The sequence below is a fragment of the Paraburkholderia sp. J10-1 genome (genome assembly GCF_905220165.1).
In the GTDB taxonomy this organism is placed as follows: domain Bacteria; phylum Pseudomonadota; class Gammaproteobacteria; order Burkholderiales; family Burkholderiaceae; genus Paraburkholderia.
In genome coordinates this window covers 1-26,978 of the sequence record NZ_CAJMYW010000005.1, presented here as the reverse complement: position 1 = coordinate 26,978, position 26,978 = coordinate 1, and the positions used below count along the sequence as shown (strand labels likewise).

The window sequence follows — 26,978 nt, the reverse complement described above, 5'->3', positions numbered from 1 at the left end:
AGGTTGCGAGTATCAAGCCAGCCTGAATTTCCCCACGAGGCGCTTGAGCACCTTCGCCTGATCGTCGAGCGATTGCGCCGCGGCGGTCGCCTCTTCCACGAGCGCCGCATTCTGTTGCGTGCCGGCATCCATCTGCGTGACCGCGCGGCTGATTTCCTCGATGCCCGAGCGCTGCTCGCGCGAAGCCGCAGAAATTTCGCCGATGATGTCGTTCACGCGCCTCACGGCCTTCACGACTTCGTCCATCGTCGAGCCCGCGTCCTGCGCCAGCGTCGAGCCATTGGACACGCGCTCGACCGATGCGCCGATCAGCGCCTTGATCTCCTTGGCCGCCGCCGCGCTGCGCTGCGCGAGGCTGCGCACCTCGCCCGCCACCACCGCGAAGCCGCGTCCGTCCTCGCCCGCGCGCGCTGCTTCCACGGCCGCGTTGAGCGCGAGAATGTTGGTCTGGAACGCAATGCCTTCGATCACGCCGATGATGTCGGCAATGCTCTTTGCGCTGTCGTTGATCTCCTGCATGGTTGCGACCACGCGGCCCACCACCGAGCCGCCCTTCTCCGCGATTGCCGACGCGTTGCCCGCGAGCGTGCTGGCCTGCTCCGCGTTCTCGGCGTTCAGGCGCACCGTGGATGTGAGCTGCTCCATGCTGCTTGCCGTGCGTTCGAGCGCCATGGCCTGCTCTTCGGTGCGGCGCGAGAGATCGAGATTGCCGGTCGAGATTTCGCCCGAGGCGGAGGCGATCGCCTCGGCGCTCGCGGCGATCTCGGCCACCGTGGTCGAGAGGCCCTTCTGCATGTCGCGCAGCGCGCCCAGCATGCTTGCCGCGTCGCGCGCATGAACCGAGACGGGCTGGGCGAGATCGCCGGCCGCGATACGGGCCGCGATGGCCTTGGCGTGCGCCGGTTCGCCGCCCAGTTGCCGTGCGATGCGGCGCACGACCCATTCGCTCACGAAGAACGCGAGCACGAACATGGCCACGGTCGCCACGGCCATCATCACGAACGACGACTTGAAGATGAACTCCGCCTTCTCGATCGTGGCTTTCGCGGCTGTGCCGCGCTGCGCAACGAGGTCGTTCACGAGCGTTTCGAGCTTGCCGGTCTCCACGAGCAGCGACACGTCCTGCGTGCCCACCTGCCAGCTCATCTGCGAGAGATCGAGCGGCTGCTGCTTCACGAGCGTCACGAAGTCGCGCAAGTGTCCGCTCCACGTCGTGGTCGCGTCCGCGAGCTTCTTTTGCAGTGCGAGCGCGTCGCCGCCCTGCTCCTGCGCGTATTGCTGCAGCTGGCTTACGCCGCGCTCGAGCGCGCCGAGATCCTTGTCGATGTCCTGACCCAGTTCTTCGCGCTCGCGCGCCGTGGTCGCCGTGAGCAGCATCTTCTGGGCGCGGCTCGCGCGCAGCACGTGACCGCGCGCTTCCTCGGCGGCGCGGCTCGCGACGTAGCCCTGTTCGTAGATCGATTGCGTCGAGCCGTTGAGACGGCTGATTTGCGCGAGTGAAACAGCGCCGATCGCAAGCGTGCCGATCAGCACCAGCGCGAAGGCGAGGCGCAGTGTGGCCTTCACGGAAAGCCGGGAACTGCGCGTTGCAGCGCCGGTGCGTCCACCCTTGTGCAATTGCGCGTTCGCCGCGCTGCCTGCCGGATCCAGCGGCACGAAGCCCGCGTGCCTGCCGCCTTGCGGTACTGCTTTCATTTTGGTCTCCAGCATTGTTGTTCGGCCTAACGCCACCGTTCTTGATGTGCGTTACGCCTCAACTCCGGTCTACGGCACGCCGTCGCGCAATCTTTAACCCCGCCTTTTACCCCTGCGGCGCGCGGCGCGGCTCGTATTCCGGCCCCGTATTGCGCACCTCGTGGGCGCGCACATCGCCGGTTTATACATGGCCAAAATGAAACGCCAAAAATCCCGGATCAATTTCGAGTATTGGCTCCAGCCTATTGCGGCATTGGGCCGCAGGGCAACCGTGTGCCGCCCGTGTCCGATTCTCGACAAATCTTGTCCGTACAGTTCGAGCAAGACACATTACACTGCGCTCATAACTCTTATACATGTCCTTTCATGCCGTCGCCGCTGCCCGCCTGGAGTGGTTCCCGCTGAAAACTCTCTGCTGCTACCGAAAACATGGAAACCAGTCTCGACAAGGGCGCTCTGCCGGGCGCCGCCGCGGGTTCGTCCGCGGCCGCTTCCGCCCCCGCCCCCGCCGCGGTGCAACGCACCGTCTATTCGGTGCTCGGTGCGATCAGTTTCTCGCACCTGCTCAACGACATGATCCAGTCGCTGATCCTCGCCATCTACCCGATGCTCAAGGACAACTTCTCGCTGTCGTTCACGCAGATCGGGCTCATCACGCTCACCTACCAGATCACGGCATCGATGCTGCAGCCGTTGGTTGGCGTGTATACCGACAAGCGGCCGCTGCCGTATTCACTGCCCGTCGGCATGGGCTTCACGCTGTGCGGCCTCCTGCTGATGTCGGTCGCGCCAAGTTTCGGCGTGCTGCTCGTGGCAGCGGCGCTGGTGGGCTGCGGCTCGTCCGTGTTCCATCCGGAATCGTCGCGCGTCGCCCGCATGGCCTCGGGCGGCCAGCATGGTCTGGCGCAGTCGCTCTTCCAGGTGGGCGGCAACGCGGGCTCGTCGCTCGGGCCGCTGCTCGCCGCCGCGATCGTCATTCCGCACGGCCAGCGCAGCATTGCGTGGTTCTCGGCAGCCGCGCTCGTCGGCATGGTCGTGCTCACGCAGATCGGCCGCTGGTACAAGGCACATCCCGCGCTGAAGAAAAAGCGCGCCGAGGTGCCACACGTGGCGCTCTCGCGCGCACGCGTGGCGGGCGCCATCGGCGTTCTCGTGCTGCTCGTGTTCTCGAAGTACTTCTACCTCGCGAGCATCAACAGCTACTTCACGTTCTATCTGATCGACCGTTTCCACCTTTCCGTGCAGGCCGCGCAGATCCATCTGTTCGTGTTCCTCGCCGCCGTTGCCGCAGGCACGATCATCGGCGGTCCGGTGGGTGACCGCATCGGCCGCAAGTACGTGATCTGGGTCTCGATTCTCGGCGTGGCGCCCTTCACGCTGCTGCTGCCCTACGCCAACCTGTTCTGGACCGGCGTGCTCACGGTCATCATCGGCGTGGTGCTGGCCTCGGCGTTCTCGGCCATCCTCGTGTATGCCCAGGAGCTGATTCCGGGCAAGGTGGGCATGGTCGCGGGTCTGTTCTTCGGCTTCGCGTTCGGCCTTGGCGGCATCGGCGCAGCGGTGCTCGGCCAACTGGCCGATGCCACGAGCATCGCCTTCGTCTACAAGGTCTGCTCGTTCCTGCCGCTCATCGGCATCCTCACCGTGCTGCTGCCCAACGTGGAAGGCAAGCGCGCGAAGAAGGCCGCATAAGCGCTGCAGCACGCCTCATTGCCCAGCAAAACGGCCGGACGCCCCTCGGGGCTCCGGCCGTTTTGCTTTGTGCGCCTGCACACGCTTTGCCTCGCCGCGACTTCGTACTAGGCTTGTTGTTGGCCGCCGGCGCTCGCCCGCCAGCCATCCCGGCCATGTCCGGCCAGACGAGGCGAGATGCGGCGCTTCCGAGACGCCCGCCCACGAGGTCCGTCATGCAACTGTCCACGGTAGAGATCGAAAAGCCCGAAGCCACCAACTTCATCCTTGGCCAGACCCACTTCATCAAATCCGTCGAGGACCTGCACGAGGCGCTCTACGGCACGGTGCCGGGCATCCAGTTCGGCCTCGCGTTCTGCGAGGCGTCGGGCAAGCGGCTCGTGCGGCGCTCGGGCACGCAGGACGCGCTCATCGAGATGGCGACGCAAAACGCACTGCGCATCGGCGCGGGTCACTGCTTCATCGTCTTTCTCGGCGACGGCTTTTTCCCCATCAACGTGCTCAACACGATCAAGGCCGTGCCCGAGGTCTGCCGCATCTTCTGCGCCACCGCGAACCCGACACAGGTGCTGATCGCGGAAACCGATCAAGGACGCGGCATCGTCGGCGTGGTGGACGGCATGCCGCCGCTCGGCGTCGAGGCCGAGGACGACGTGCGCTGGCGCAAGGACCTGTTGCGCGCGATCGGCTACAAGGCCTGAGCGCGCCCATGGCAGCACTGCGCGAGGCCATCGAGCGGCAGACGGCGCACGCGCTCGCGTGCGGCGCGCTCCACCCCATTGAGACCGCGCATACCTTCATCGACGATGGCGGTATGCGCTTCTATGTGCGCGTGGCCGGGAATCTTGCGCGCAAGGAAGCGGCGCGGCTCACGTCGCAGACTTCGGTTGCGTCCGGCTCGCAGCCGCCGCGCGATCCGTTCCTGCCTTACGAACCCGATCTGTTTGTCTGCGACCTGTCGCCCACGCACGTCGCGCTGCTCAACAAGTTCAATGTGATCGACCAGCACCTGCTGATCGTGACGCGCCGCTACGAGCCGCAGGAAGCGCTGCTTGACGCGGCCGATTTCACCGCACTGGTCGAGGCGCTGCGCGAGATCGACGGTCTCGCGTTCTACAACGGCGGCGCGGCCGCAGGCGCGAGCCAGCCGCACAAGCATCTGCAGATGGTGCCGCTGCCGCTCGCAGGCGACGGGCCTCGCGTGACGCCCCTCGAAGCGCTGCTCGGCAGCGCGCAGGCGGTTCACGGCGCGCGCCCCATCGCGATCGTGCCAGGGCTCGCGTTTCGCCACGCCTTCGCGCGCCTCGACCTCGGCCCCGACAAGGCCACGCCGGACGCCGCCGCGCAGGTCGCACTCGACTGCTATCGCGCGCTGCTAGACGCGGCGGGCGTGAGCGCTATCGACGTGGGCGGCGTCGCGCATCAGAGTGCGCCGTACAACCTGCTCGTCACGCGCAAGTGGATGCTGGTCGTGCCGCGCACGGCGGAATGCGTCGAGGGAATCTCGGTGAACTCGCTCGGCTTTGCCGGTTCGTTCTTCGTGCGCAACGCAGCGCAGTTGCAGACGCTCACGCAACTCGGCCCGATGACGGCGCTAGAACGCGTGAGTGTGGCGCGCTGAGGTGCGCTGACGTGCGTTCAGCGCTCGACAACGAGCGGCTCGAGCGCCGCGCGAAGCGCATCGGGCAACGCGCTCACGGGCCGGCGCGTCGCACGATCGACGTAGACGTGCACGAAATGCCCCTGCGCCGCGGGTGCGTCCTCGCCTTCGCGAAAGAGGCCTACCTCATAGCGCACGCTCGACGAACCGAGCCGCGCCACACGCAGCCCCGCCTCCACGCGCTCCGGAAACACGAGCGGCGCGAAGTAGTTGCACTGCGTTTCGACCACGAGCCCGATCGTCGTGCCGTGTTCGATGTCGAGCGCGCCCGCGCGTATCAGATACTCGTTCACGACGGTGTCGAAGTAGCTGTAGTAGACGACGTTGTTCACGTGGCCGTAGACATCGTTGTCCATCCAGCGCGTGCCGATCGGCAGGAAATGACGATACCCGGAGCGGGCGACGGTGACGGGTCGATTCATCAGCGTGATCCAGGGAAGGCGTAGCGGGAAAGTGTCGAGCGTCTTGCGGCCATCACTGGCCCGGACGCTCGACGAACTCGAACGGCAGGCCGCGCCGGCGCATCCATTCTCCGAGCGCCTGCCCCGTGCCGGCGCGCCACGGCCGCAGCTTCGCGGGCTCGACGAGGCGGTATTCGAGCAGTTCCGGCGAGAGCGCGATCGTGCCCGACGCCCTCACGTGATACGCGATGATGAGTTCGTTCTTGCGGATGAATTCATACACGCCAACCAGTTCGACGCTCTCGGCGCGCAGCGCGGTCTCTTCACACACCTCGCGCGCGATGCCCTCTTCGGGCGTCTCGCCATTTTCGAGAAAGCCGGTGATGAGCGCGAACATGCCTTCGGGCCACGCGGCGTTGCGGGCGAGCAGAATGCGGCCCTCGTACTCGACGATCGCCGCCACGACGGGCAGCGGGTTGTTCCAGTGGACGTAGCCGCAGGCGTAGTCCGGGCAGGCGAGACGCACGCGGCCGCCTTCGTGGTCGGGATCGGCGCGCTCGGTCAGGCGCGTGGCGCAGCGCGGGCAAAACTGGTAGTCGCTCATGGGGAAAAAGGCACGGGTCGATGGCGCTGCGAACCCGCTGCGCGGCCCGGCGGGCACGCTCGCGGCTCGCGCGAAAGCGTCCATTCTAGTGCGCTATCGGCACGCGCGTGCGACCGCGCAAAACCGGTGCGATGCCGCGTGCCCGCCGTTTTCACGCCTCTGCACGACCTCACGGCTCACACTAGCGCGCCGCCTCGCGCGTGAGCCACACCCGCCACAGCAGTCCGAGCGCCCCGGCCACGAGCGCGCCCGCCGCGAGCCACAGCGATGGCGAGAACGAGCCCGTCGACGCCGCGAGCGGCGCGGCCACGAGCGGCCCCGCGATCTGCCCGACGCCATAGGCAGCCGTCGCATAGCCCATCAGCGCGGCCGCATGCTCGCCGCGCAGAAGGCGCGCCTCGCGCATCGCGAAGAGCGTGATCGCCGTGAACGGCAATCCGATCAACACGCTGCCGAACGAAAATCCCGCGGCGTTGGGCCAGACGATACCGAGCGCGATACCCACGGCCTGCAGCACGTACGCGCCCGCCAGCATCACGCGGTTGTCCCAATGCAGCGGGAAGCGCGCCGCCAGCAGCGCGCCGGTGATCAGCGCCGCGCCGAACATCGGCCAGAACAGGTCGGGCCACGCCGAGCCGGGCAGCGCGTGGCGCGCGATCACGGGCAGGAACGTCGCCGTGATGATGTAGCCGAAGCCGGGCACGCCATACAGCAGCACGAGCCAGAGAGCGTCCGCGCGGCGGTCTTCGCCGGTGTCGTGCGCGGTGCCGGCCGTCGTGCTCGCAGCGGGGCGCGGCGCCAGCGCGCGCATGTCCTCGCCAAACGCGGGCCAGACGAGCACGGCGAGCAGCGCGCTGATGAGCCCGAAGCCTAGCCAACCCGCGCGCGCGCCGAGACCGCCTGCCGCGCTCACGAACAGCCCGGTCGCGATAATGCCGACGCCCGGACCGGTGTAGATCACGCCGCCCCACTCGTTCGCGCCCAGTTGCGCAAGCCGCCGCAGGCCCCATTGCGAGGCGAATACGAACGTCCATGCGCTCACCGCGCCCGCCACGAAACGCACCGCCGCCCAGATCCAGAACTGCTCGGTGAGGCCCATCGCGAGCGTGAGGAGCACCGTGGCCACGAGGCCGGCGCGTACGATCTTTGCGGGCGCGATGCGCAGCGCCACACAACTGAGCGCGCCGACGAAGTAGCCCGCGTAGTTCAGCGATGCGAGCCAGCCACCGTGGCGCAGGTCGAGCGCGCCGCCGTGCAGCATCAGTGGCAAGAGCGGCGTGAACGCGAAGCGCCCGACACCCAAGGCGACGGCGAGGGTCACCATGCAGGCCAACGCCGCGCGGCGCCCGGCATGCGGGCGTGGCCCGGAAACGCAGGCGGCGCGGGGGACGTAGTCGTTCATGAGTTCATTGCGTTAAGCGATTGCCTACCATCGTAGGCAATTCTATCGTTCACGAAAAATGAATTATCATGAATCAATGCATCCCGAGGAGAGAACTATGGACCTCGCCGAACTGGCGATTTTCCGGGCAGTCGTGCGGGAAAACGGCGTGACGCGGGCCGCCGCCAAGCTCAACCGCGTGCAGTCGAACGTGACGACGCGCATCAAGCAACTCGAAGATCAGCTCGGCACGCCGCTCTTCACGCGCGAGGGCCGCCGCCTCATTCTCACGCCCGCGGGCGAAACGCTGCTGCCCTACGCCGAGCGTCTGCTCGCGCTAGCCGACGAAGCGCGCCATGCGCTGAAGGCCGGGCGCCCGGCGGGACGCCTGAGGCTCGGCACCATGGAAAGCGCTGCGGCAAGCCGTCTGCCCGGCCTGCTTGCGCACTATCACCAGACGTGGCCCGAGGTCACGCTCGAACTGGAAACGGGCACGACGGGCACGCTGATCGAACGTCTGCGCGAATACGAAATCGATGCCGCGCTGATCGCCACGCCGCTCGACGGCCTGCCGGACCCCGAGGTGTTCGACGTCGTGCCGGTCTATCGCGAGGAACTCGTGATGCTCACGCCGCGCGGGCACCGGGCAATCCGTCAGCCTCGCGATATCGCGCTCTCCACGCTCGTCGCGTTCGAGCGCGGCTGCGCGTATCGCGCCTACGTCGAGCGCTGGTATCTGGAGCATGGCATCCGGCCGTCACGCGTGCTGGAACTGGGCTCGTATCACGCGATCGTCGCGTGCGTGGCGGCGGGCGCGGGTGTGGCCGTCGCGCCGCGCTCGGTGCTCGAACTGCAACGCAGCGCCGACGAGGTCACGGTGCATTCCCTTGGCAAGCTCGGCCAGATCGACACGCTGCTTGCCTGGCGTCGTGGCCACTTTTCGCCCGCGCTCGGCGCGTTGAAGGACGCGCTGATGGAGCATGCGCAACACACAGGCTGTGCGGCGTTGCCGTTAGCGGGTGAAGCTGCAGCGACGGCGGCAGGCCTGCACACCATTTAAGCCGCGCGGAAAACAAAAAGGGCTGCCCTCGCGGACAGCCCTTTTTTCATTGCCAAGCGGCGATCAAGCCGCCGCGCGCGGCATTACAGCTTCGCTTCGACCCAGCCCTTCACGCCGGCAAGCGCGGCCGGCAGGTTGGCAGGCTCCGTGCCGCCCGCCTGCGCCATGTCGGGACGGCCGCCGCCCTTGCCGCCCACCTGCTGGGCGACGAAGTTCACGAGTTCGCCGGCCTTGACCTTCTTGCTCGCCTCGGCGGTCACGCCGGCGATCAGGCTGACCTTGCCGCCTTCCACCGCCGCCAGCACGATGGCCGCGCTCTTGAGCTTGTCCTTGAGCTTGTCCACGGTCTCGCGCAGCGTCTTCGAATCGGCGCCGTCGAGCGTCGCGGCGAGCACGTGCACGCCATTCACTTCGATCGCCTGGCCGACGAGCTCGTCGCCCTGGCTCGAAGCGAGCTTCGACTTGAGCGCGCCCAGTTCCTTTTCCAGCGACTTGACCTGGTCCTGCACCTGCGCGATGCGCTGCGTGAGCTCCGAAGGCTGCGCCTTCAGCGCCGCCGCTGCCGCGTTGATGCGGGCGTCGAGGTCCTGCACGAAGCGCACGGCGTTGTCGCCCGTGATCGCTTCCACGCGACGGATGCCCGCGGCCACGCCGCCTTCCATTACGATCTTGAAGAGGCCGATGTCACCGCTGCGATGCACGTGCGTGCCGCCGCACAGCTCGCGCGAGAAGCCGAGGTCGAGCACGCGCACTTCGTCGCCGTACTTCTCGCCGAACAGCGCCATCGCGCCGCCCTTCACGGCATCGTCGTACGACATCACGCGCACGATGCCGGGCGCGTTCGCGATCACTTCCGCGTTGACGATCTGCTCGACACGGCGGATTTCGTCATCCGTCATCGGCGCGTTGTGCGCGAAGTCGAAACGGGTTTTATCGGCGTCGACGAGCGAGCCCTTCTGCTGCACGTGCGCACCGAGCACTTCGCGCAACGCCTTGTGCATCAGGTGCGTGGCCGAGTGGTTGCGCGCGGTGCGGGCGCGGCGGATGGCGTCGATTTCCGCCTTCACGACGTCGCCAACCTTGAGCGTGCCTTGCTCGAGCGTACCGTGGTGGCCGGAAACGTCGGCTTGAACCTTGAGCGTGTCGGCAACGGCGAAGCGGATGCTCGCGTTCGAGATCACACCCTGGTCGCCCACCTGGCCGCCCGATTCCGCGTAGAACGGCGTGTGGTCGAGCACGACCACGGCGTCCTGGCCCGTCTTCACTTCGTTGACCGAGGAGCCGTCCACGTAGAGCGCGACGACCTTCGCGTCGTCGAACACGATTTCTTCGTAGCCGTGGAACGTCGTCTTCGCGCCCGAGTATTCGAGGCCCTGCGTCAGCATCTTGAACTTGCCTGCCGCGCGCGCCTGCTCGCGCTGACGCGCCATCGCTTCGTCGAACGCCGGCTCGTCGACCGTCATGTTGCGCTCACGGCACACGTCGGCCGTGAGGTCGAGCGGGAAACCGTACGTGTCGTGCAGCTTGAACGCGAGTTCGCCGTCGAGCGTCTTACGGCCCTTGGCCTCGAGGTCTGCGAGTTCGGCTTCGAGGATCGACATGCCGTTCTCGATGGTCTCGAAGAAGCGCTCTTCTTCCTGGCGCAGAACGTCCGTCACGCGTTGCTGCGCTTCGGCGAGTTCCGGGTAAGCCGCGCCCATTTCGGCGACGAGATCCCCCACCAGCTTGTGGAAGAACGCGCCCTTCTTGCCGAGCTTGTAGCCGTGGCGGATCGCGCGGCGCACGATACGGCGCAGCACGTAGCCGCGGCCTTCGTTGCCCGGAATCACGCCGTCGACGATCAGGAACGAGCACGCGCGGATGTGGTCGGCGATGACCTTCAGCGAATTGTTCGTGAGATCGGGCGTGTTCGTTTCGCGCGAAGCCGCCTTGATGAGGTTCTGGAACAGGTCGATCTCATAGTTGCTGTGCACGTGCTGGAGCACGGCGGCAAGGCGCTCGAGACCCATGCCCGTATCGACGCACTGCTTGGGCAGCGGCGTCATGTTGCCCTGGGCGTCGCGGTTGAACTGCATGAACACGAGATTCCAGATCTCGATGAAGCGGTCGCCGTCTTCCTCAGGAGACCCCGGAGGGCCGCCCCAGATTTCCGGGCCGTGGTCGTAGAACACTTCCGAGCACGGACCGCACGGGCCGGTATCGGCCATCTGCCAGAAGTTGTCGGAAGCGTAGCGCGCGCCCTTGTTGTCGCCGATGCGGATGATGCGCTCGACCGGCACGCCGATTTCCTTCGCCCAGATGTCGAAGGCTTCGTCGTCTTCCTGGTAGACGGTCACCGTGAGCTTCTCTGCCGGCAGCGCGTAGACCTTGGTCAGCAGTTCCCAGCAGTAGTGGATCGCGTCGCGCTTGAAATAGTCGCCGAACGAGAAGTTGCCGAGCATCTCGAAGAACGTGTGGTGGCGCGCCGTGTAGCCGACGTTCTCGAGGTCGTTGTGCTTGCCGCCGGCGCGCACGCTGCGCTGCGCGGTCGTGGCGCGCGAGTACGGGCGCTTGTCGGTGCCGAGGAACACGTCCTTGAACTGCACCATGCCCGAGTTGGTGAAGAGCAGTGTCGGGTCGTTGCCCGGCACGAGGCTCGACGAGCGCACGATCGTGTGGCCCTTCGATTCGAAGAACTTGAGGAATTTCTCGCGGATGTCGGCGGCTTTCATGGCGTGCGTTGGGTCCTTCCTGGGGCGTCCGGTGCTTCAATCTTGGTCGTGGTCGGGGCCCCGGCCGGTGGCGAAAACCCCGATGCTGAATCGAACGATTATACGGGATCGCCGAGCGCTCGCGGCGGCGCGTCCGGCGCGGTTTGCATGGGCGCGACAGGGTGGGCGGCGGCGAGGGGTCGCGCGGTTATGTTCCGCAGTGCGGAACCCTGTACCGAATATTGACGCGCTCCCCGCCTTTTCGCTTACTATGGGCGGCATCGGCCTGCGCGCCATGTGCGCTCGCGGCCTGCCTTAGAACGACATTGGAAGACACAGCATGGGCGCTCTCAGCCATATTCGCGTACTCGATCTCACCCGCGTCCTCGCCGGACCGTGGTGCGCACAGACCCTCGCCGACTTCGGCGCCGACGTGATCAAGGTCGAGCGCCCCGGCGCCGGCGACGACACGCGCCACTGGGGGCCTCCGTACCTGAAAACGCCCGACGGCGCGGACACCGCGGAAGCGGCCTACTACCTCGCCGCGAACCGCAACAAGCGCTCGGTGACGGTGGACATCGCCACGCCCGAGGGGCAGCGCATCGTGCGCGAGCTGGCCGCGCAAAGCGATGTCGTGCTGGAGAACTACAAGGCGGGCCAGTTGAAGAAGTACGGGCTCGACTACGAGTCGCTGCGCGAAGTGAAGCCCGACCTCATCTACTGCTCGGTCACCGGCTTCGGCCAAACGGGGCCCTACGCCTCGCGCGCAGGCTACGACTTCATCGTGCAGGGCATGGGCGGCTTCATGAGCATTACCGGCGAGCGCGACGCGCTGCCGGGCGGCGGCCCGCAAAAGGCGGGCGTCGCGATCGCCGACCTGATGACCGGCATGTATTCGACCATCGCCGTGCTCACGGCGCTCGCCCACCGCGACCGCACGGGCGTGGGCCAGTACATCGACATGGCGCTGCTCGACGTGCAGGTCGCCATGCTCGCGAACATGAACTCGAACTACCTCGCAAGCGGCAATCCGCCTGCGCGCTGGGGCAACGCGCATCCGAACATCGTGCCCTATCAGGCATTCCAGACGAGCGACAGCTGGATCATCCTCGCGGTGGGCAACGACGGACAGTTCCGCAAGTTCGTCGAAGTGGCGGGCCAGCCCGAGCTTGCCGACGACGAGCGCTTCGCGACCAATCCGGCGCGCGTGCGCCATCGCGACACGCTCGTGCCGATCGTCGCCGGGTTGATTCGCGGGCGCACGAAAGCCGACTGGATCGGCGCGCTCGAAGCCGCGGGCGTGCCGTGCGGGCCGATCAACAACCTCGCGGAAGTGTTCGATAACGAGCAGGTGATCGCGCGCGGGCTGCAGGTCGATGTGCCGCATCCTTCGGGCGGCACGGCGCGGCTCGTGGGCAACCCCATCCGCATGAGCGAGACCCCGCCGCGCGTGACGAGCCATCCGCCCACGCTCGGCGAGCATACCGATACGGTACTGCGCGAGGTGCTCGGCTACGGCGACGAGCAGGTAGCGGCGTTGCGCGGCAAGGGCGTGGTGTAACCACGACGCCCAGGGCGGCTAGCCGCGGTTCCCCGCCGACATCAGCCACGCGAGCCCCTGCGGCCAGTCGTCGAGCCCGCTTTCCGCGTTGATATGGCCGCGCGCGCCGATCTCGAACCAGCGGCTGCCCCACGCCTGCGCGCAGCGTTCGGAGAACGCCACGCCGCCATACGGATCGTCGCTGCTGGCGACCACGACGCTCGCAAACGGCAGCGCCGCCAGCGGCACCGGATCGAAGCCCCGTGCGTCGCGCGGAAATTCGGGACCGTGTGGATCGGGTAGCGCCACCAGCAGCGCGCCAGCCACCTTCGCGCGGGTCGCGGCGCTCGCGTGATGCGCGGCCCAGTGCGCCACGGTCAGGCAGCCCAGGCTGTGGGCGGCGAGGCGCACGCCAGCAGGCGCGCGTTGCACGGCGGCTTCGAGCGTCGTGCACCACGCCTCGCAGTCCGGGTGCATCCAGTCGGGCATCTGCACCCGCGTAAAGCCCGTGTGTGCGGCTTCCCAGCGCGTCTGCCAGTGCCCCGGCCCCGAATCCATATAGCCCGGCAGTACCAGCACAGACGTTTCAATCATCGTCACGTTTTTTCCTCGCTTGTTGTGGTCCGCGCGACGATCCGGCACCGGGACTGGCACGGCGGGTCGCGTCAGGTAGAATGGAAGACACCATCGGGTGCCCGGTTACGCGCTTTTATCCTTTTGACGGGTGCCCTCGAACGACTCCCTTTTCGCATGAATACCGAACGTAAAGACGCCGACCGCACGGACGCGCCTGCGGCATCCAATTTCATCCGCAACATCATCGACGACGACAACCAGTCGGGCAAGTGGGCGCAGCGCGTCGAAACGCGCTTCCCGCCGGAGCCGAACGGCTATCTGCACATCGGCCACGCGAAGAGCATCTGCCTGAACTTCGGCGTGGCGAAAAGCTACGGCGGCGTGTGCCACCTGCGCTTCGACGACACGAACCCGGAGAAGGAAGACGTCGAGTACGTCAACTCCATCATCGACGCTGTGGAGTGGCTTGGTTTCGAGTGGAAGAAGGACGACCAGGAATACCTCTTCTACGCGAGCGACTACTACGACAAGCTCTACGAGTTCGCCGAACTGCTGATCCAGCGCGGCAAGGCGTATGTGGACAGCCAGTCGCCGGAAGAGATGCGCGCGAACCGTGGCTCGGCCACGGAGGCCGGCAAGAACTCGCCGTTCCGCGATCGCTCGGTCGAGGAAAACCTCGACCTGTTCCGCCGCATGAAGGCCGGTGAATTCGCCGAAGGCGCGCACGTGCTGCGCGCGAAGATCGACATGGCGTCGCCGAACTTCAACATGCGCGACCCGGTCATCTACCGCATCCGCTTCGCGCATCACTACCGCACCGGCGACAAGTGGTGCGTGTATCCGATGTACGACTACACGCACTGCATCTCGGACGCGCTGGAAAACATCACGCATTCGCTGTGCACGCTCGAGTTCGAAGACCACCGTCCGCTGTACGACTGGGTGCTCAGCGAACTGGCCGACGCCGGCGTGTTCGCGCGCCCGCTGCCGCAGCAAATCGAGTTTTCGCGTCTGAACCTCACGTACGCGATCACGAGCAAGCGCAAGCTGCTGCAACTCGTGACCGAAAACCACGTGGACGGCTGGGACGACCCGCGCATGCCGACCATCGTCGGCGTGCGCCGCCGCGGCTTCACGCCCGAAGCCATCCAGCTCTTCTGCGAGCGCATCGGCGTGACGAAGGTCGATTCGTGGATCGACATGAGCGTGTTCGAGGGCGCGCTGCGCGACGACCTCGACGACAAGGCGCCGCGTGCGACGGCCGTGCTCGACCCGCTCAAGCTCGTGATCGACAACTACCCCGAAGGCCAGTCCGAGGCATGTAGCGCGCCAGTGCATCCGCATCATCCGGAGCGCGGCAATCGCGCGTTCACGTTTTCGCGCGAACTGTGGATCGAGCGCGAGGACTTCCAGGAAACGCCGCCGAAGGGCTATTTCCGCCTGTTCCCGGGTAACAAGGTGCGGCTGAAGTACGGCTTCGTCGTTGAATGCACGGGCGCGGAGAAGGACGCCGACGGCAACATCATTGCCGTGCATTGCAACTACTTCCCCGACAGCAAATCGGGCACCGAAGGCGCGAGCAACTACAAGGTCAAAGGCACGATCCACTGGATCAGCGCCGACAACGCCGTGCCAGCCGAAGTGCGCCTCTATGACCGCCTGTTCCGCGAAGAGCAGCCCGATGCGGGCGGCCGCAACTTCCTCGAGGCGCTGAATCCGGACTCGAAGCGCGTTGTTCAGGCTTTTGTCGAACCGGGCGCACGCGACGCCGCGCCCGAAGACCGCTATCAGTTCGAACGCCATGGCTACTTCGTCGCCGACCGCTACGATTCGAAGCCGGGTGCGCCGGTGTTCAACCGCATCGTCGGTTTGCGCGACAGCTGGGGCAAGTAAGGCGCGCGCCCGCCAGCAAGCAAAAAGCCCGCACAGATTTGTGCGGGCTTTTTCTTTTCGACAGCGGCTAGCGAGAACGCCCTAAAGTTTGCGATGCAATTCGGCGAGCGAAAGCGTCGTGTTGAAAAGGCGCGCGAGACTGCGGCTCGCGTAGCGATCGACTTCGCCTGGCGGGGTCCAGCGCCAGGCGTCCATTTCCGGGATCATCACGCCGTCCTCCCTGCGCGGAAAGAGCGACACGCAAACGCAACGCGAGAGATCGAGTTCATCGGCGCTCGCGCGCGCGGCGAAGAGATGCAGATCCTTGTCGCGCCGGTACAGATAGCGCCCAAGATCGACGAGCCGCGACGCCGCGACTTCGATGCCGGTCTCCTCGACCATCTCGCGGCGCGCGCTTTGCGATTCGGACTCGCCGGGCTCGCCCTGCCCCTTCGGAATGTCCCAGTGATTCGTGCCGGTTGCGTGCGCGAGCAGCACGCGGCCTTCAGGATCGAGCAGCACGATGCCGCACGAAACGATCTTGCCGTTCACCGCGCGCTCAGTGCTGCTTCTGGAAAACCCACGCGCCCTGGCCCGTGCGGCAGAAGTGCGGACGCAGTGTCATCGACTGGCCCTTCGCGTTGATGACGACCTCGGTGTCGCGGCAGGTCTTGTCGCCTTCCTTTTGCGTATTCGACGGCGTGATGGTCGAGGTGATGCGCGTGCCATTACGCGAGCCCTCGTTCGACCACGCCGTGGCCTCGCCATCGGCCTTGTGCTCGACGGCATCGCGCACAGCGTTCTGCAGCGAGCTGTAGTCCGCCTGGTTCATGAACGACATGGGCGTGTTGTTCAGAAAACCCAGGTTGGCGGCATGTGCGTTGCCCATGCCGACCGTGACAAAGAGCGCCGCGCCCAGGGCGCTCAGCGTATGCAGGGTTCGGGGCATTCTCGACATTTTGTGTTCTCCTCGACTGACTGAGCGATTCGGCGAAAAGCATAACACGCGCCCTTTTTTCGGCTCACCGAGCGAGGCCGCGCTCGCGCCCGGTTTCTTTTCAGATTGATCTGATGGTGAGGGCTAGCACCGATCACTACGATGGGTCCGTCGCCCACTTACACCTCCATCAGGAATATCTGACATGACCTACGCCATCGCCCTAAGGGTCTTTGCGGTCCTGCTGGCCCTCATCTGCATCGGCCTGATGTCGTTCGTCGCGCACTACACGCACGCGCCACAAACGCAAACACCTGGCCCGAACCTCGCAATACACCTTGAGCGCCCTGAGCGCACCGAGCACGCGCCGCGCTGGCCGGACGCCACGGTGCGCATCGGTACGGTCGCGTTGCTCGTCTCCTTCGTCGTGCTCGCCGGCGCCTGCCTGCTGATCGCGGGCGTCTGACGCCGCGCGTTCAGTCCACGCTCAATGCGCCCCCGGCTGCCAGCCGTCGGTGAGCGTGTCGAGAAACGCGATCACGTCCTTGATTTCAGCGTTGCTGAACACTGGCGCGTCGCCCGGCTTGCGATCGAACGGCGGGTCCGTGTTCAGATTCACCCAGTAGCGGCGCGGTAGATCGTCGAACTTCTGCACGCGGCCCTTCACCACCGGATAGAACTCCTCCGGATTCGTATCGCGCCGCGCGTAGAAACGCAGCACATCTTCCAGCGAGTGATAAACGCCGTTGTGGAAGAACGACTTCTTGAGCGCGACGTTGCGCAGCGTCGGCGTGCGAAAGAGTCCGCAAAATTCCGCGCGATGATCGAGGTCCGTGCGTTCCGGGCCGCATGCCCCTAGATCAAAAAACTTGCGGTCGTGATTCACGGTAAGCGCACGGTTGCGCGGCACGCCCACAGCGATCAGACCGAAGTCGCTGAATTGCGGAGGCGAGCCGTCCTTTGCACGCTGGCTGATATGGCAGCTCGCGCAATTGCCCTTCTTCTCGTCGTTGAAGAGTTGCAGCCCGCGCAGCTCGGCGGCGCCGAGCGTGGCCTTGCCGGCCAGATACGCGTCGTATTTACTCGTGTACGGATAAAACACCTCGGGCGATTGCTCGAATGTCTCCAGTGACTTCAGCACGGCCTTGAAGGTTGCATCGTCGTCAGCCAGGACGCGCGCGCCGAATGCCTCGCGAAACGCCTCAGCGTAAGGTGCCGCCCGCACCGCCTCGGCTACCTTCTTCGGCGAGCTCGCCATCTCGAACGTCGAGAGCAACGGAATGCGCGCCTGGTCCGAACCGCGATCGACGCGGCCGTCCCACGTGAGCCCGCCGGTCGGACCCGCATCGACGCTCTCATCGCCTTCGTCGTCGGAGTCGTGATAGTGCTCGGCGAACGCCGGCACCGCCTGCAGATACTTGAGCGTCGGCACGGCGCGCATGCCCTGGCGTCGCATGTCCGTGCCGCCGATCTGCACGTCGAGCGCGTTGGCCGGCGTGAACGCGTGGTCCGGGCTGTGACACGACGCGCACGCCATCTTGCCCGAGCCCGAGAGCGACGGGTCGAAGAACATCTGTTTGCCGAGCACCGTCATGCGGCGCACCTGCGCGTAGACCTCGGCACGCGTCTGTCCACCTTGCGCGGGCGCGGCGATTTTCATCAGCTTCACGCCCTGTGCGGCGCGCGCGTTCGCATTGGCGTCTTGCGCACGCGAGGCGCTGCCAGATGCGCCTGTCGTTGCATCGGCGGTCGCGGAACCGGACATGCTGCCGTCGCACGCGATCAGCAGCGACGACAGCGCCGCCGCCATCAGGAAGCGCCCCGCCTGGCGGCGCGCGCCGCCGTGCGATCGAGCGCGCGTCTCACCGTATGTTCGCGCCGTACGACGCGCCAATCTACGCAACATGCCTGGTCCCCGAAGCTTGAGCGCGACGCGCGCTTGCCGCCGCGCCGCTGCAGTGCGAATGCCGATGCGCTCACCCGCACATCGAAGTCGCGAAAGCGTATGTCAGGGATGTGACGCTCAAATGACATGCAGTAAGACAGATGTCATGCAATCAAAGGGCACAAAAAAGCTAAATGTAATTTTTTACATATCGCTGTCAAAAACGATTGCGACACTGCGCCTCGCCCGAAGGCCGGTGTCATTCGCGCCGGCCCTCCATGCGGGCCCCCAACGCGAGAGAGAGAAAAAATGATCAACAAAAAGTGGTTCTATGCCACGCCGATCGCGGTAGCGGCGGCGACCCTGGCCGTCGCCGCTTGCGGCGGCAACGACAACAGCAAGCCCGGCCTTTCGTCGGTGAAGAACATTGTCGTGATCTACGCGGAAAACCGCAGCTTCGACAACCTGTACGGCAGCTTCCCGGGCGCCAATGGCCTGCAGAACCTGAGCGCGCAAAGCACGCAGCAGCTCGATCGCGACGGCTCCGTGCTCGCCACGCTGCCGACCGTCTGGAACGGCCTCACGCAAACGGGCGTCACGCCCGTGGTGACCGCGGCAATGACCGAGAACATGCCGAACGCGCCGTTCGCCATCGACGACGCGAAAGGCTACAACGTGCCGCTCTCGGTCACGACGCGCGACCTGTACCACCGCTTCTACGAGAACCAGATGCAGATCCACGGCGGCAAGAACGACATGTTCGCGGCCTACGCCGACTCCGGCGGTCTCGTGATGGGGCACTACACGACGAGCGCAGAAAAGCTGCCGCTCTGGAAGATCGCCCAGCAATACACGCTCGCCGACAACTTCTTCATGGGCGCGTTCGGCGGCTCGTTCCTGAATCACCAGTGGCTGATCTGCGCGTGCACGCCGTTCTACGCGAACGCGGACACGAACCCGGCCAAGCCGACGATCTCGGCCGTGGACGCCGACGGCGTTTCGCTCACGCTCGCGTCGAACTCGCCGAAGTCGGCGCTCGACGGCATTCCGAAGTTCGTGAAATCGGGCAATCTGACGCCGGACTTCTACGCGGTGAACACGATGCAGCCGCCGTATCAGCCGAGCGGCAACGCACCGGCTTCGGGCGGCGACGCGAACCTGGCCGACCCGTCGAACGCCTCCACGATGCCCGCGCAAACGACGCAGAACATCGGCGACCTGCTTTCGAACGCGGGCGTGACGTGGGCGTGGTACGGCGGCGCGTGGGGCGCGGCCGTGAGCGCGGCGCAGAACAGCACCTCGGGCGTGATCTACGGTGCGAACATGACGGCGCCGAACTTCCAGCCCCACCATCAGCCGTTCAACTACTTCGCGAACTACGCGCCGGGCACCGACGCGCGCGCGAAGCACCTGCTCGACGGCGGCATGGACGGCACGGAGTTCATCAAGGCGATCGACGCAGGCGCGCTGCCGGCAGTGGCGTTCTACAAGCCGCAGGGCAACCTGAACGAGCACGCGGGCTACACGGACGTGGCGAGCGGCGACCAACATATTGCCGACGTCATCGCGCATCTGCAGAAGAGCCCGCAGTGGAACAACATGGTCGTGGTCGTCACCTACGACGAAAACGGCGGCTTCTGGGATCACGCTGCGCCGCCCAAGGGCGACCGCTGGGGTCCGGGCTCGCGCATTCCGGCGCTCATCATCTCGCCGTATGCGAAGAAGGGTTACGTCGACCACACGCAGTACGACACGACCTCGATCCTGCGCCTCATCACGCGGCGCTTCTCGCTGCCGACGCTGCCGGGGCTCGCGAACCGCGACGCCGCGCTCAAGAGCAACGGCGCCCAGCCGATGGGCGATCTGACCAACGCGCTCGACGTGAAGCTCTAAGCGCGAGACACCAACCGACCATCGATGACCGGATGTTGCTCATCCGGTTTGACGGGCAGCCCTCGGGCTGCCCTTTTTTATTGCGCCGGCGCCAGGCGCTGAGCCGCGACGTTTGACCACGGATCCTTCTGCGCGAGATGCACTACCTTACAGATTGGTTACTGCACAAATCTTGACGGAGGTCATTGTGAAATACGTCGAATCGACTCTCCTGCCGGGCGAGAGGATCGTCTGCGAGGGACACCCCTGCTTCTGGGCGATGGGTCCGCGTATCACATTCAGCCTTTTGCTCATGGTTTGGGGCGTGCTCATCGGCACCATGGGCACGTCGCCGTTCGCTGCGGTGGGGTTTTTCGTCGCAGGTCTGGGACTGTTCGGCGCCTCGCTGCTCGCCTGGTGGACGACGGAATTCGCCGTGACAAATAAACGCGTGGTGGCGAAGTTCGGCGCGCTGCGTCGGCACACCGTGGAGCTGACGCTTGCGAAGATCGAGAGCGTGCGGGTCGAGCAAAGCCTGATTGGCCGGATATTCGACTACGGTTCGCTCGTAATTGGTGGTGGGGGCCTCATCGCGACGCCGATTCCCGGCATTTCGAATCCGCATGAGTTTCGCCGTATGGTGTTTCTCGCGCAAGCGGCCGAGGAGCCGGTGCCGTTGCGGCTCGTGGCGTGAGGGTATTGATTCCGCGTCGATTCGCGGTGTGTGAAAAAGCAAAAAGCCCGGCGGTGAAGGCCGGGCTTTTTGTTTGTTTGATCTGGCGCGACAGGAGGGGCTCGAACCCCCGACCCTCGGCTTAGAAGGCCGATGCTCTATCCAGCTGAGCTACTGTCGCGTGGACGTGCGCAAGGCCGCAAGCGGGCCGCACGAAGACGGGGCTGGATTATACCGCGATCGTCCCATGCGGTCGCGCCCTGCTCATCACGCCTGCGAAGGGCCTTCGCGCCAGATTCAAACCGGCTGCTGATGGAGCGCAAACCAGCCAAGGCAGATCGCACCCGCGATCAGGCAGTACGCACCGAACGATGCGAGGCGCCCACGCCCCTCGAAATAGCTCATCAGGAACTTCACGCTCAGCCAGGCCGCGATGCCCGTGAGCACGCCGCCCACGACCGCAGTCATCAGCTGATCTCGCGCGTGAAAGAGCTTCGGCAGTTCGAGCACGCCAGCCGCAAAGATGATCGGCGTGCCGAGCAGGAACGAGAACTCCGCAGCCTTTTCTGCCGTGAGGCCTGCCGCATTGCCGGCGATCATCGTGAGACCGCTGCGCGAAAAACCGGGAATGAGCGCGCCGATCTGGGCGAGGCCGACGAGAAACGCCTGGCGGAACGTGAGCTTCTCGGGCGGACGATGTGCACGCGCGCGCTGGAGACGATCGCCGAACCACAGCAGCACGCCATTGACCATCAATGCGGCCGCGACAATGCGCAGATCGTGAAAGATGGCTTCGATGCGCTTTTCGAGCACGAGGCCAACGATGCCGGTCGGAATCGTCCCGATGATGAGCGCCCACATCATATGGCCGTCGTCGTTCTTGCGGCCGGCCAGCGAACTGAAGAAGCCGCTGATCAGCGCGACCCAGCGTTCACGGAAATACCAGAGGAGAGCGACCGCGGTTCCCAGATGCAAGGCGACGAGGAACGGCAGCAGTTGCGGCGCGTGCTTGTCGATGTGCATGCCGAACAGCGCGGGCACGAGCAGCGTATGGCCAAGACTGCTCACGGGGAACAGTTCGGTGACGCCTTGCAACACGCTCAGGAAGAATAGAAACCAGAGACTCACGCGCGGATCCTCGTAATGATGGTGTAAGGGGCCGGACCGTTGCGGAGCCGGTGCGGCAAAGCGCACCGATTATGCCTGGGCCGTATTGCAGCGCCAAGCCTGGAGAGGGATTTGTCGGAAAAGTTACTGCGTCGCAACAAAGTTGGCTGCGAAGACACGGATTCTGGCGCGAACGCGCGTGTCGCGCTTGCGAGAACCGGATGAGGGGGACGGAACGTCGCGCGATCAGCGCGCCATCTTGTAGAAGAAATACGCGCTGCTGCCGACAAAGAGGCTGAACAGCGCCATGCTCATTGCCATTGCGAGGTCCATCGGGGTCTCCTGCGAAAATGCTCTGTGCGCCAGCGCACGGTCATGCGGATTATGCTGACTCTCGTCCTTGAACAATACCCACGCTTTCCCGACAAGGGTTTTCACGCATGAGAAAGCAGCGCAAAATCCGCCTGCCCGGCGCATGTGCGCCGCCCTCCTTCCACCCACTCCAGGCCCGCCCATGAACGCTCATCCAGAAAAGGACATCCTCACCCTCACCCGCGGTGCCTCGACGTTGCGTTTCGCGCCGTGGGCCGGCGGCCGCTTGCTCTCGTGGCAAGTCGACGGCCGCCCGGTCATCGTGTGGCCGGAGAATGCAAACTGGGCCGAACCGGCACGCGTGCGCGGCGGCAATCCGCTGCTCTTCCCGTTCCTTGGGCGCCATCGTGTGGACGGCCAGATCGGCCGCTGGCGCGACGCCCAAGGCGTGGTTCGCGATCTGCCGATGCACGGCTTTGCGCGTGACCTGCCGTTCGCAGCGCTTGTCGACGACGATGGCCACGGCCTGAAGATGACGCTCGTCGACTCGGATGCAACGCGCACGGGCTACCCGTTCGCCTTTCGCTTCGAAGCGGCCTACCGGCTCGCCGACGCGCATACGCTCGAAGTCACGCTCGCCGCGACCAATACCGGCGCGCAGCCGCTCCCCTGGTACGCGGGCCATCACTTCTATTTCGCCCTGCCGCACGCCCAGCGCGCGCAAACGACGCTCGACTTGCCGCCTGCCCAGCGCCGTCATCAACTCGCGGACGGCTCGATCAGCGCGCCCGAGCCCGGCAAGGCGCAATACCGACTCGACGACGCCAGCATCATCGACCGTTTCCATGTGCTCGAACCCACGCCGCCCGCCACGCCGGTGCGCCTCGTCGCACCGGGACTCGGCCGCGCGGTGACGATCGATCTGAACCGGCCCGGCTCGCTCCCCTGGTACGCCGTGACGACGTGGACGGAAGCCGCGGACTCGGACTTCTACTGCGTCGAACCCTGGCTTGGCCTGCCTGATGCGATCCATAACGGGCTCGGCCTGCGCTGGCTCGCACCGGGTCAAACGGAGACGGCGACGCTGCGCATCGGCGTCGAGACGCTCGGTGGCTAATCGCGCCCGCAGGCCTCCTCTGGTGCCGGCACGGACATGGGCGCTGCCGCTTTCGTCAGTCATTCGTCAGGCAAAACCCCAGTTGCTTTGGCAAAACCGCTAAAATCGGGCGTTTTGCCAGCGCGGCGGACTTCGGTCCGTCGAGGCAAGGTCATGCGAGGTTCAATGTTGGCACCAGGAATCAGACGGATTGCGTGTGCGGCGCTCGTTGCGTTGCTCGCGGCGTGCGGATCGGCTCCAGTCGGCCCCGGCTTTTACCGCGTGGAACGCGGCGACACCGTGTACAAGATCGCGCGCAGCAATCGCCAGTCCGTACAGAACATCGTGCGCTGGAACAATCTGTCGAATCCCGACGCCATCGAAGTCGGCCAGGTCCTGCGCGTGGAGCCGCCCGCCGGTACAGCGAGCGCCCGTACCGGTGGCGCGCCACGTAGTGCAGCTGCGCCGCGCGAGAGTGCCAATGCAGCCGACACGGCTGCTGCGCCGTCACCCGCGGAGTCGTCCGCACCGTCGACAGCGGCCGCGCCTTCGATTTCGCTTGTCTGGCCGACTAGCGGACAGGTCATCCGCGGCTTCGATGGCCGCAATTCGAAGGGCATCGACATCGTCAATGCGGCCGGCACGCCGATCGTCGCTGCCGCGCCCGGCACCGTGGTCTATGCAGGCAATGGACTGCGGGGCTACGGTAACTTGCTAATCATCAAGCACAGCGGCGATTACCTGACAGCCTATGCACACAATCAGGCATTGTTCGTGAAGGAAGGTCAAAGCGTCACGCAAGGGCAAAAGATCGCGGAAATGGGCAACAGCGACAACGATCGCGTGATGCTGCATTTCGAGCTGCGATACCAGGGGCGCTCGATCGATCCAACTCGACAACTCCCCGCGCGCTGACACTGGCCGTTGCTGCCAGCCGATCAATGAACAAAAAAAAAGCCCGGCATGGCGCCGGGCTAACGGGGGTTTGGCGCATATCGGCAAAGGACCGGTTTACCATGCGCCGAATCGCAATCTATCAACGGGCTTCCTGCGGCGCAATCACTTAATTAGCCCGAAAATGTGCTACGCCGCACGGATTATGTGTCGCATCACTTTTCAGCAACGAATGAGGACGCCGAATCAACTGTTCGGGTGCACCGAATCGCGCGCTTCAATGACACAAGACGACAACTCGTCGAATGGCGCAAAGGCTTGCTGGACGGGACATTCAGGCTGACGTCGATTGCGCTTTCGAGGGCTTTTCGCAAGCCCGAATCGGTGGTTTAAAGCATGGCGATTTGTGCATTTTCGAGGCCACTGGCTTTAGTGGGCGAGCGCACGTAACAGCGCATTTATTCGGCGTGCTGTACAAATTTGAAACATCAATTCGCAGCACGCTTAGATCAGATGTTTGGCCGATTTAATGTTGCTTATTGTCTGTATTTTGGCGGCGAAAGCCTGGATATCGACAATTAATGTGATTAATCCCGCTGCTTTGGCGTTCGCCATCCGGCCAGCGGCCGGCAGACCGACTATCGTTTATAGTATCGGCCGCAACGAATTCCCCACTACCATGACTATCGAAGACGCCAACCCCAGTTCGACGTACACCAAGCTGCTCGGCGAAACCGCCAAGATCGACTGGCAAGATCTCGAGCGCTTCTTTGCGCAAGGCAAGCTGTTGAGCGTAGCGCGCGACCTCGACCTCGTGAGCGTGGCCGAGGCCATTGCCAGCGACAATAGTGCGGTCGTCACGCAATGGCTGTCTTCGGGCCTCGTCGAACGCATGCAGGCGGAAACCGCAGCGGATTACGCGGCTCGCAAGCCCGAGTTGTGGGCGGTTGTCGTCTCGCCGTGGGTGTGCGTGCAGGAACGCGCTTGAGCGGCGCCGAGGCCCTGCCCGATCAACGAGGTTGGCATCGGCGCGTGCTGACGCTCGCGTTTCCCATCGTCCTCGCCAATCTCACACAGCCTATCCTCGGTGCCGTCGATACGGCTGTGGCAGGTCACCTCGGCAGTGCGGCCGACCTTGGCGGCGTCGCACTGGGCGGCCTGTTCTTCAACTTCGTGTTTTGGGGCTTCGGCTTCCTGCGCATGGGGACGACCGGACTCGTCGCACAGGCCTACGGCGCGCGCGACCTCCCCGCCCTGCGCGCGAATGTCGTACGCGCCCTGCTCCTGGCATTCGCGATCGGCGCCGCGATCTTGCTGATTCAAGCTCCCTTGATCCGGTACACGCTCGCGGCCATTGGCGGCAGCATCGAGGTGCAACGCAACGCCGGGGTCTACTGCCTTGCGCGCATCGGCTCGGCGCCGTTCGCCCTGGCTAACTACGTCGTGCTCGGCTTTCTGCTCGGCACGCAGCGCGTGCGCATTGCGCTGCTTTCGCAGATCTTTATCAATCTCACGAACGTCGTCGCGGTGCTCGCCTACGTGTACGCGTTGCGATGGGGCATCGCCGGTATCGGCGCGGCAACAGCGACGGCAGATACGCTCGGTTTTGTCTTTGGGGCCTGCGTGCTGTGGAGGCTACGTCCTCGCGGGCTCGCACCGCTTGCGCTGCAAATCGTGCTCGCCCCCGCGGCGCTCAAGCGCCTCGTCGCGATCAATCGCGACATCTTTTTGCGCACGCTCTGTCTATTGGGCTCGTTCGGGTGGTTCGCACATCTGGGCGCCAAGCAAGGCGACGCGATCCTTGCCGCAAATGCGCTGCTGCTCAACTTCCAGACCTTCATGGCCTACGGTCTCGACGGGTTCGCCCATGCAGCCGAAGCGCTGGTGGGCGCGGCGATCGGCGCAGGCAATCGTCATGCGTTCCGTCAAGCCGTGAAGATCAACCTGTTCTGGGCAGCACTAGGCGCCGTTGGTTTTTCGCTGGTTTATTGGGTCTGTGGCCCGTGGATCATCGCTCAGCTCACCGATCAGCCAGCGGTGCGTGCCGCCGCCGAGGCATTCCTCCCATGGGCGGCGCTGTCACCGCTCATTTCCGTGTGGGGATTTCTGCTGGACGGCGTATTCATCGGGGCCACGCGAACACGCGAGCTCATGCAAGCCATGGCCGTGTCGCTGGCTGTGTTTCTTTGTGCGTCCTGGGCGCTGGTCGGGCCGCTCGGCAATCATGGATTGTGGATTGCCCTGCTTGTCTTCATGGCCGCGCGCGGCATGACGCTCTCGCCCTTGCTGCCGCGCATTAGCGGCGCGATCGGCCCTATGTCTGCGCAGTTGCGCTGAGCGTGCTCGCGCCCGGCATCGGCGCTTATTGAGCGGGTGGCGGGTTGTCGATCATCATCGGCGGCCGATCGTCGGTCGGCACGCCGTGGTAGTCGGGCGGGTCCTGCGGCGGGGTGCCGTGGCGGTGATTCGTTGCGTTATCAGCGCATGCCGAAAGCAAAACGGCCATTGCAAGGGCCAGATAAACACGGGGCATCGCCTCAAATCCTTTCTGAATGATGATCCGATCAGCGCTCCCGAGAGGTTGCGAAGCGGCTGAACTCGCTATTTTTTCCGTTGCCACATTGTTCTAAGATGCGGACATGGCTGCAATCGACAGGAGGCTGCCATGGATGCCGAAACTATTGCGGGTCTGATCGGTCTTGGTGTGGGTCTGATCGTTCTGCTCGGGCTATCGATTTTCGAATCGCGCGCCTACCGGAAGGAGCACGACGGCGAAGGCATGATGCATCACTGGCTAGCCGAGCATCACGTGCTTGACAGGGTTCGCCGCAGGCACTGAACCCAGCGCCGGTATTCCACGGCGTGCACATTGCCTGACTCTCGCCGCGGCCAGTCGAGCTGGCCGTGTGTCGGCTTTCGCTACGTCGTTTCGCGAACGGCAGACTCGCGCTTTCATTTCAACGCCAGCCCAAACGCCAGAACCCCGGTTCTCTTTCGGAGACACCGGGGTTCTGGACGTTACAGCATAAGA

The 26,978-nt window shown here is 65.1% G+C and carries 26 protein-coding genes and 1 tRNA gene; 14 read left to right on the top strand and 13 right to left on the bottom strand.

The features are described 5' to 3' along the window. Positions 1 to 12: 12 nt before the first annotated feature. Entirely contained in the window at positions 13 to 1,695 is a 1,683-nt protein-coding gene (locus U5A65_RS17575) for a methyl-accepting chemotaxis protein (RefSeq protein ID WP_321909149.1), read from the bottom strand. 429 nt (positions 1,696 to 2,124) lie between these two features. Between U5A65_RS17575 and U5A65_RS17570 the strand changes: the two genes are divergently transcribed. The 3 genes from U5A65_RS17570 (at position 2,125) to U5A65_RS17560 (ending at position 5,008) form a co-directional block, all read left to right on the top strand. Then, a complete protein-coding gene (locus U5A65_RS17570) occupies positions 2,125 to 3,387 on the top strand; it encodes an MFS transporter (RefSeq protein WP_321946888.1) in 1,263 nt (420 codons plus the stop codon). A 215-nt stretch (positions 3,388 to 3,602) separates the two neighbouring features. Continuing rightward, positions 3,603 to 4,088: an adenosine-specific kinase gene (locus tag U5A65_RS17565; RefSeq protein ID WP_321909151.1), complete on the top strand. Its 486-nt coding sequence runs from the start codon at positions 3,603 to 3,605 to the stop codon at positions 4,086 to 4,088. 8 nt (positions 4,089 to 4,096) lie between these two features. Next, a complete protein-coding gene (locus U5A65_RS17560) occupies positions 4,097 to 5,008 on the top strand; it encodes an ATP adenylyltransferase family protein (protein WP_321946887.1) in 912 nt (303 codons plus the stop codon). A 17-nt stretch (positions 5,009 to 5,025) separates the two neighbouring features. Here the strand turns inward: U5A65_RS17560 and U5A65_RS17555 are convergent, their stop codons facing one another. From U5A65_RS17555 to U5A65_RS17545, 3 genes are all read right to left on the bottom strand, one after another. Beyond that, complete coding sequence (locus U5A65_RS17555; RefSeq protein WP_321909155.1) at positions 5,026 to 5,469, bottom strand: thioesterase family protein; 444 nt, start codon at positions 5,467 to 5,469, stop codon at positions 5,026 to 5,028. Positions 5,470 to 5,521: 52 nt separating this feature from the next. Then, positions 5,522 to 6,052 (bottom strand): NUDIX domain-containing protein, encoded by a 531-nt coding sequence (locus tag U5A65_RS17550; RefSeq protein ID WP_321946886.1) that lies wholly within the window; start codon positions 6,050 to 6,052, stop codon positions 5,522 to 5,524. 181 nt (positions 6,053 to 6,233) lie between these two features. Then, on the bottom strand, positions 6,234 to 7,454 hold the full coding sequence (locus U5A65_RS17545) for a YbfB/YjiJ family MFS transporter (RefSeq protein ID WP_321946885.1): 1,221 nt from the start codon (positions 7,452 to 7,454) through the stop codon (positions 6,234 to 6,236). 97 nt (positions 7,455 to 7,551) lie between these two features. Between U5A65_RS17545 and U5A65_RS17540 the strand changes: the two genes are divergently transcribed. Then, positions 7,552 to 8,493, top strand: coding sequence for a LysR substrate-binding domain-containing protein (locus U5A65_RS17540; protein WP_321946884.1), 942 nt, complete (start codon positions 7,552 to 7,554; stop codon positions 8,491 to 8,493). 83 nt (positions 8,494 to 8,576) lie between these two features. Here U5A65_RS17540 and alaS read toward each other — a convergent pair whose 3' ends face one another. Continuing rightward, entirely contained in the window at positions 8,577 to 11,204 is a 2,628-nt protein-coding gene (alaS, locus tag U5A65_RS17535) for an alanine--tRNA ligase (RefSeq protein ID WP_321946883.1), read from the bottom strand. Positions 11,205 to 11,523: 319 nt separating this feature from the next. On the opposite strand from alaS, the gene U5A65_RS17530 reads away from it, so the two are divergent. After that, on the top strand, positions 11,524 to 12,744 hold the full coding sequence (locus U5A65_RS17530) for a CaiB/BaiF CoA-transferase family protein (RefSeq protein WP_321909164.1): 1,221 nt from the start codon (positions 11,524 to 11,526) through the stop codon (positions 12,742 to 12,744). Between the two features lie 18 nt (positions 12,745 to 12,762). On the opposite strand, the gene U5A65_RS17525 is transcribed toward U5A65_RS17530, so the two are convergent. After that, on the bottom strand, positions 12,763 to 13,317 hold the full coding sequence (locus U5A65_RS17525) for an RBBP9/YdeN family alpha/beta hydrolase (RefSeq protein WP_321946882.1): 555 nt from the start codon (positions 13,315 to 13,317) through the stop codon (positions 12,763 to 12,765). 156 nt (positions 13,318 to 13,473) lie between these two features. On the opposite strand from U5A65_RS17525, the gene U5A65_RS17520 reads away from it, so the two are divergent. Further along, entirely contained in the window at positions 13,474 to 15,192 is a 1,719-nt protein-coding gene (locus U5A65_RS17520) for a glutamine--tRNA ligase/YqeY domain fusion protein (protein ID WP_321946881.1), read from the top strand. 81 nt (positions 15,193 to 15,273) lie between these two features. Here the strand turns inward: U5A65_RS17520 and U5A65_RS17515 are convergent, their stop codons facing one another. Continuing rightward, positions 15,274 to 15,723 carry an NUDIX hydrolase gene (locus U5A65_RS17515; RefSeq protein WP_321909168.1) on the bottom strand — a complete coding sequence of 150 codons (450 nt, stop codon included), beginning with the start codon at positions 15,721 to 15,723 and terminating at the stop codon, positions 15,274 to 15,276. A gap of 7 nt (positions 15,724 to 15,730) precedes the next feature. Then, on the bottom strand, positions 15,731 to 16,129 hold the full coding sequence (locus U5A65_RS17510) for an RT0821/Lpp0805 family surface protein (protein WP_321909169.1): 399 nt from the start codon (positions 16,127 to 16,129) through the stop codon (positions 15,731 to 15,733). A gap of 184 nt (positions 16,130 to 16,313) precedes the next feature. Here U5A65_RS17510 and U5A65_RS17505 point away from each other — a divergent pair, with 184 nt between their 5' ends. Further along, entirely contained in the window at positions 16,314 to 16,574 is a 261-nt protein-coding gene (locus tag U5A65_RS17505) for a hypothetical protein (protein WP_321946880.1), read from the top strand. Positions 16,575 to 16,595: 21 nt separating this feature from the next. On the opposite strand, the gene U5A65_RS17500 is transcribed toward U5A65_RS17505, so the two are convergent. Further along, positions 16,596 to 18,014 (bottom strand): cytochrome-c peroxidase, encoded by a 1,419-nt coding sequence (locus U5A65_RS17500; protein ID WP_415765084.1) that lies wholly within the window; start codon positions 18,012 to 18,014, stop codon positions 16,596 to 16,598. Between the two features lie 288 nt (positions 18,015 to 18,302). Between U5A65_RS17500 and U5A65_RS17495 the strand changes: the two genes are divergently transcribed. Continuing rightward, positions 18,303 to 19,886: an acid phosphatase gene (locus U5A65_RS17495; protein ID WP_321946879.1), complete on the top strand. Its 1,584-nt coding sequence runs from the start codon at positions 18,303 to 18,305 to the stop codon at positions 19,884 to 19,886. Positions 19,887 to 20,073: 187 nt separating this feature from the next. After that, entirely contained in the window at positions 20,074 to 20,559 is a 486-nt protein-coding gene (locus U5A65_RS17490) for a PH domain-containing protein (protein ID WP_321934988.1), read from the top strand. Positions 20,560 to 20,642: 83 nt separating this feature from the next. Here U5A65_RS17490 and U5A65_RS17485 read toward each other — a convergent pair. From U5A65_RS17485 to U5A65_RS17475, 3 genes are all read right to left on the bottom strand, one after another. Then, positions 20,643 to 20,719: transfer RNA gene (locus tag U5A65_RS17485), tRNA-Arg, on the bottom strand. A 116-nt stretch (positions 20,720 to 20,835) separates the two neighbouring features. Continuing rightward, positions 20,836 to 21,666, bottom strand: a complete 831-nt coding sequence (locus tag U5A65_RS17480) for an undecaprenyl-diphosphate phosphatase (protein WP_321909176.1) — start codon at positions 21,664 to 21,666, stop codon at positions 20,836 to 20,838. Between the two features lie 225 nt (positions 21,667 to 21,891). Beyond that, positions 21,892 to 22,122 (bottom strand): hypothetical protein, encoded by a 231-nt coding sequence (locus U5A65_RS17475; protein ID WP_321909177.1) that lies wholly within the window; start codon positions 22,120 to 22,122, stop codon positions 21,892 to 21,894. Between the two features lie 37 nt (positions 22,123 to 22,159). Between U5A65_RS17475 and U5A65_RS17470 the strand changes: the two genes are divergently transcribed. From U5A65_RS17470 to U5A65_RS17455, 4 genes are all read left to right on the top strand, one after another. After that, positions 22,160 to 23,074, top strand: a complete 915-nt coding sequence (locus U5A65_RS17470) for an aldose epimerase (protein ID WP_321909179.1) — start codon at positions 22,160 to 22,162, stop codon at positions 23,072 to 23,074. A 165-nt stretch (positions 23,075 to 23,239) separates the two neighbouring features. Beyond that, positions 23,240 to 23,968: a peptidoglycan DD-metalloendopeptidase family protein gene (locus U5A65_RS17465; protein ID WP_321946878.1), complete on the top strand. Its 729-nt coding sequence runs from the start codon at positions 23,240 to 23,242 to the stop codon at positions 23,966 to 23,968. 658 nt (positions 23,969 to 24,626) lie between these two features. Then, positions 24,627 to 24,935 (top strand): DUF2288 domain-containing protein, encoded by a 309-nt coding sequence (locus U5A65_RS17460; protein ID WP_321909182.1) that lies wholly within the window; start codon positions 24,627 to 24,629, stop codon positions 24,933 to 24,935. Continuing rightward, on the top strand, positions 24,932 to 26,284 hold the full coding sequence (locus tag U5A65_RS17455; protein ID WP_415765080.1) for an MATE family efflux transporter: 1,353 nt from the start codon (positions 24,932 to 24,934) through the stop codon (positions 26,282 to 26,284). Before U5A65_RS17460 ends, U5A65_RS17455 begins: the two co-directional genes overlap by 4 nt. A gap of 25 nt (positions 26,285 to 26,309) precedes the next feature. On the opposite strand, the gene U5A65_RS17450 is transcribed toward U5A65_RS17455, so the two are convergent. Continuing rightward, positions 26,310 to 26,480 (bottom strand): hypothetical protein, encoded by a 171-nt coding sequence (locus U5A65_RS17450; RefSeq protein ID WP_321909186.1) that lies wholly within the window; start codon positions 26,478 to 26,480, stop codon positions 26,310 to 26,312. A gap of 132 nt (positions 26,481 to 26,612) precedes the next feature. Between U5A65_RS17450 and U5A65_RS17445 the strand changes: the two genes are divergently transcribed. Continuing rightward, a complete protein-coding gene (locus U5A65_RS17445) occupies positions 26,613 to 26,786 on the top strand; it encodes a hypothetical protein (RefSeq protein ID WP_321909188.1) in 174 nt (57 codons plus the stop codon). Positions 26,787 to 26,978: the final 192 nt, after the last annotated feature.

Coding starts and splice junctions, on each gene's coding strand:
- U5A65_RS17520 (WP_321946881.1), top strand. CDS start 13,474: ATGAATACCGAACGTAAAGACGCCGACCGCACGGACGCGCCTGCGGCA.
- U5A65_RS17505 (WP_321946880.1), top strand. CDS start 16,314: ATGACCTACGCCATCGCCCTAAGGGTCTTTGCGGTCCTGCTGGCCCTC.
- U5A65_RS17545 (WP_321946885.1), bottom strand. CDS start 7,454: ATGAACGACTACGTCCCCCGCGCCGCCTGCGTTTCCGGGCCACGCCCG.
- U5A65_RS17495 (WP_321946879.1), top strand. CDS start 18,303: ATGATCAACAAAAAGTGGTTCTATGCCACGCCGATCGCGGTAGCGGCG.
- U5A65_RS17540 (WP_321946884.1), top strand. CDS start 7,552: ATGGACCTCGCCGAACTGGCGATTTTCCGGGCAGTCGTGCGGGAAAAC.
- U5A65_RS17475 (WP_321909177.1), bottom strand. CDS start 22,122: ATGCGCCGGGCAGGCGGATTTTGCGCTGCTTTCTCATGCGTGAAAACC.
- U5A65_RS17460 (WP_321909182.1), top strand. CDS start 24,627: ATGACTATCGAAGACGCCAACCCCAGTTCGACGTACACCAAGCTGCTC.
- U5A65_RS17450 (WP_321909186.1), bottom strand. CDS start 26,480: ATGCCCCGTGTTTATCTGGCCCTTGCAATGGCCGTTTTGCTTTCGGCA.
- alaS (WP_321946883.1), bottom strand. CDS start 11,204: ATGAAAGCCGCCGACATCCGCGAGAAATTCCTCAAGTTCTTCGAATCG.
- U5A65_RS17550 (WP_321946886.1), bottom strand. CDS start 6,052: ATGAGCGACTACCAGTTTTGCCCGCGCTGCGCCACGCGCCTGACCGAG.
- U5A65_RS17565 (WP_321909151.1), top strand. CDS start 3,603: ATGCAACTGTCCACGGTAGAGATCGAAAAGCCCGAAGCCACCAACTTC.
- U5A65_RS17570 (WP_321946888.1), top strand. CDS start 2,125: ATGGAAACCAGTCTCGACAAGGGCGCTCTGCCGGGCGCCGCCGCGGGT.
- U5A65_RS17510 (WP_321909169.1), bottom strand. CDS start 16,129: ATGTCGAGAATGCCCCGAACCCTGCATACGCTGAGCGCCCTGGGCGCG.
- U5A65_RS17500 (WP_415765084.1), bottom strand. CDS start 18,014: ATGTTGCGTAGATTGGCGCGTCGTACGGCGCGAACATACGGTGAGACG.
- U5A65_RS17560 (WP_321946887.1), top strand. CDS start 4,097: ATGGCAGCACTGCGCGAGGCCATCGAGCGGCAGACGGCGCACGCGCTC.
- U5A65_RS17530 (WP_321909164.1), top strand. CDS start 11,524: ATGGGCGCTCTCAGCCATATTCGCGTACTCGATCTCACCCGCGTCCTC.
- U5A65_RS17445 (WP_321909188.1), top strand. CDS start 26,613: ATGGATGCCGAAACTATTGCGGGTCTGATCGGTCTTGGTGTGGGTCTG.
- U5A65_RS17465 (WP_321946878.1), top strand. CDS start 23,240: ATGTTGGCACCAGGAATCAGACGGATTGCGTGTGCGGCGCTCGTTGCG.
- U5A65_RS17525 (WP_321946882.1), bottom strand. CDS start 13,317: ATGATTGAAACGTCTGTGCTGGTACTGCCGGGCTATATGGATTCGGGG.
- U5A65_RS17555 (WP_321909155.1), bottom strand. CDS start 5,469: ATGAATCGACCCGTCACCGTCGCCCGCTCCGGGTATCGTCATTTCCTG.
- U5A65_RS17575 (WP_321909149.1), bottom strand. CDS start 1,695: ATGAAAGCAGTACCGCAAGGCGGCAGGCACGCGGGCTTCGTGCCGCTG.
- U5A65_RS17470 (WP_321909179.1), top strand. CDS start 22,160: ATGAACGCTCATCCAGAAAAGGACATCCTCACCCTCACCCGCGGTGCC.